The sequence below is a fragment of the Pseudomonas sp. Ant30-3 genome (assembly GCF_000690905.1).
Taxonomy (GTDB): domain Bacteria; phylum Pseudomonadota; class Gammaproteobacteria; order Pseudomonadales; family Pseudomonadaceae; genus Aquipseudomonas.
Genome location: NZ_JMCL01000237.1, coordinates 1 through 646, shown reverse-complemented (window position 1 = coordinate 646; position 646 = coordinate 1). Strand labels below are relative to the sequence as shown.

The window sequence follows — 646 nt, the reverse complement described above, 5'->3', positions numbered from 1 at the left end:
AGCAGCGCCACGCCGCCGCCGATCAGGCCCAAGCCAACGTGCAGTTCGCCCAAGCCGCAGTCGAGACCGCCAAGTTGGATCTGTCGTTCACCCAGGTACGTTCGCCCATCACAGGCCGCGCCGGACGTGCACTGGTCACGGCAGGCAACTTGGTGAGTGCTGACGGCCAGGCCAGCATCCTGACCACCGTAGTCTCGCTGAACCCGGTGCACGTGCATTTTGATGGCGACGAGCGTACCTATCTGCGCTACGCCCACATGGCTCGCAACGGAGAGCGCCCCGACCAGCGCAGCGAAAGTATCCCGGTGCAGGTGGGCCTGGTCGGCGAGAACGGCTATCCACACGCCGGAAACGTGGACTTCGTGGACAACCGTGTCGATGCGGCCACCGGCACCATCCGCGCACGCGCCACCCTGGTCAACCCCGACGGCCTGCTTACGCCGGGCCTCTATGCCCGAGTGCGCCTGCCGGGTAGCGGCAGTTTCGAGGCCATGCTGATCGACGACAAGGCCATCCTGACCGACCAGAGCCGCAAGTACGTGTATGTGATCGATGAGAACAACACCGCCCAGCGCCGCGACATCACGCTGGGACGCAAGGCCGAAGGCCTGCGCATCGTCGAGGAAGGTCTAAATCCCGGCGACCG

The 646-nt window shown here is 65.3% G+C and carries 1 protein-coding gene; it reads left to right on the top strand.

Annotated elements, in window-relative coordinates; translation table 11 throughout:
- On the top strand, window positions 1–646 hold a 646-nt coding region (locus DU29_RS0129100; protein ID WP_028624823.1), incomplete at both ends, for an efflux RND transporter periplasmic adaptor subunit.